The sequence below is a fragment of the Moorena sp. SIO4G3 genome (assembly GCF_010692305.1).
GTDB classification, from domain to species: Bacteria; Cyanobacteriota; Cyanobacteriia; order Cyanobacteriales; family Coleofasciculaceae; genus Moorena; species Moorena producens_A.
Genome location: NZ_JAAHIG010000642.1, coordinates 1 through 2,532, shown reverse-complemented (window position 1 = coordinate 2,532; position 2,532 = coordinate 1). Strand labels below are relative to the sequence as shown.

Genomic DNA, 2,532 nt, shown 5'->3' with positions numbered 1-2,532 from the left:
AAATCAAGGAAAAAACGGTTGAAAGAATAACGAGTTCTAAAGGGATTAGGTGCGCCGTGTACTTGGAGACTTGTTCGCACGGTGCTTAGGGGGCGAAGCGGGGGTGACCCCGCCGACCTACCCGATACTGATTCTTCCATAACTTCCTCCCTTAACAATCGATGGACTAAATCTTTATCAAACCGTAAACCAGCCAGTACATCCACACAGGCCGCTAGGTTTCCCCGTAATGGTTTTTCTTCAATTCTATCCACTTCGGCAACCACTTGCTCTAACAATCGATTAGGGCTATCACTCCTGGCTAAAGTGGCCAAGGGTAACAGAGCTCGATTGGTTAAAAGTGGTAATGGGTCTTGCTCCCACAGACGAATTACTCGATAACGGTGCCAGGTGTTAGTATCTCTAAACTCGTTAGTAAATACCATCTGTGAGGTCGTAGACTTCAGGAAAATTACCACCTGTTCAATCGGACATCGGTATTTGCGATGTAATCTTACCCAGTAGTCCAACATCCGAAATGGTAGTGGTGGGTCAGATTGGGGCAGGGTTTGAAATTCTAGGTGTAGAATTTGGTTAGTACTTTGCAGTAGACTCAGAGCATCAGCTTGAATTGGTTCAGCACTTAATTCGGCTTTAAGTACCTGAATATCTCTAGGTTCTTCACCCAATAGCCAGTGAAAAAACTCCGATGGGTATTCTTCTGCTAGGTATTTGCAGATATTATCGTAAGCCAAGGCAAATTTTTCAAAGTTAACAGTATCTCAGACACTGTATTAAATCTGAACCAGAAAATTGATCGCACCTGGATCTTGTTTATTGATTCAAGTTATGATACCGGAGCACTTCTGATTTGGATCAGATACAAAAAGAATAATAGTAAATCCAGTTAATCACTTCTAAGGGAATATTTCCCAAGTTTTTTGATACTGAATTTTGCCCCCCTAGCCCCCCAATTCTGGGGGGAACAAGAATCTATTTGCTGGTAGAAGTCCCCCGCCCCCCTAACCCCCCAATTCTGGGGGGAATTAGCGGATGCTTCGCTTTTTTACAGATGGGGATTTAGGGGGCTTGGATGTAGCAAATGAGACTTCTCAGACAACCTCTAAGGGTAAAATTTCAAAAATGCTGAAATCCCTTATTTAAACTCAGCAATTGATCAGCATAAGTGGCAGTTTTATCTTTCAACCAAACCTCATTACCACTAGTAATCTTGCCAATTACTGCTGCTCCCTCCCCCAGTTGTGCCACTAATTCCTCAGCAGTTTCATTGGGCAAACATAGCACTAATTCAAAATCTTCACCACCATACAACGCCCAATCCAAAGCTTGCTCTGGGGACACCAATTTACTCAAGCTTGGAGGTAGGGTAATTCGGTTCGGATCAATCTCAGCACCAACACCACTAGCACGACAAATTTGTACAATAGCATCTGCTAAACCATCGCTACTATCCATACCCCCAATGGATAGTTGGAGGGTTGAAGGTTGAAGGGTTGTTCGCGTAGCGTGGCCTTTTGGCCAAGGTTTAAGGGTTGAAGGTTGAAAGTTATCAGGTTGTAAGTTATCAGGTTGAATGGAACTTTCAACCTTCAACCTGTTAACCTGTAACTCTAGTAACCTGTTAACCTGTAACTCCAGTAAAGCTATAACATCAAGTCTGGGTTGGGGACGCTGGTGAGCTTTAATCAGAGATAGCCGTTCCTCTGAACTTAAGTGTTTGCCGAAATCTGGGTTGAGGAGTAATTCTAGTCCAGCCCGGGAAGCACCATGAATACCTGTCACCACAATGGCATGTCCCACCTTGGCCCCTGTACGCCGGATAGCTCGGTCGGGGTAGACTTGACCAAAGGCAGTGATAGCAATAGCAATAACCGGCGAGCGACAGATATCTCCCCCCAGTATTGGTGTATTGTACTGGTTTAAACACTGAGTCATGCCTTGGTAAAGTCTTTCAACCCAGCTAACCGCTACATCCCCTGTCAGGCTTAAGCCTACCGTAATGCCTAGGGGGGATGCTCCCATAGCAGCTAAATCAGACAAATTAGCAGCAGCAGCACGCCAACCAGCATCTTCTGGACTAGTAGTGCATTGGCTTACCCCACCGTAGCGATCGCTAAAATGCACCCCATTCACTAAAACATCTGTAGTAATCACCAAGGATTGACCAGACTCTGGAGGGGGAATTACCGCTCCATCATCCCCGACAATCCCTGGTGGACAGAAAGGCTGTAACCGTTCTAGAAGACCTTGTTCTCCGATATCTTTTAGTAATTCAAGGGTCACGAGAAAACGATCTATCTATTGATTGATACTTCTGACTGGCATAAACTGAGCTATCTGTAATTAGTGAAGCTCATCCCTGGCTTCGCCGCAGGGGTTAAGGACATTTATAAAAGCAGCAAAAGCTATTATATTCAGCTATTGCTAGCATGCCTATTGCCTCTTGCCTTGGGCGTAGCGCTATAACCTATCTTGATAGCTATGCCTGGGGCTCAACTAAATTTTCAGCCCCATCAATAACTCTCATCGACA

Annotated in this window: 2 protein-coding genes; both read right to left on the bottom strand. The window is 44.9% G+C overall.

The window, feature by feature from the left end; translation table 11 throughout:
• A partial coding sequence (locus F6J99_RS44070; RefSeq protein WP_293123524.1) for a hypothetical protein occupies positions 1 to 734 on the bottom strand: 734 nt, incomplete at its 3' end.
• Positions 735 to 1,116: 382 nt separating this feature from the next.
• Positions 1,117 to 2,283 carry a thiamine-phosphate kinase gene (gene thiL / locus F6J99_RS44065; protein WP_293123521.1) on the bottom strand — a complete coding sequence of 389 codons (1,167 nt, stop codon included), beginning with the start codon at positions 2,281 to 2,283 and terminating at the stop codon, positions 1,117 to 1,119.
• Positions 2,284 to 2,532: the final 249 nt, after the last annotated feature.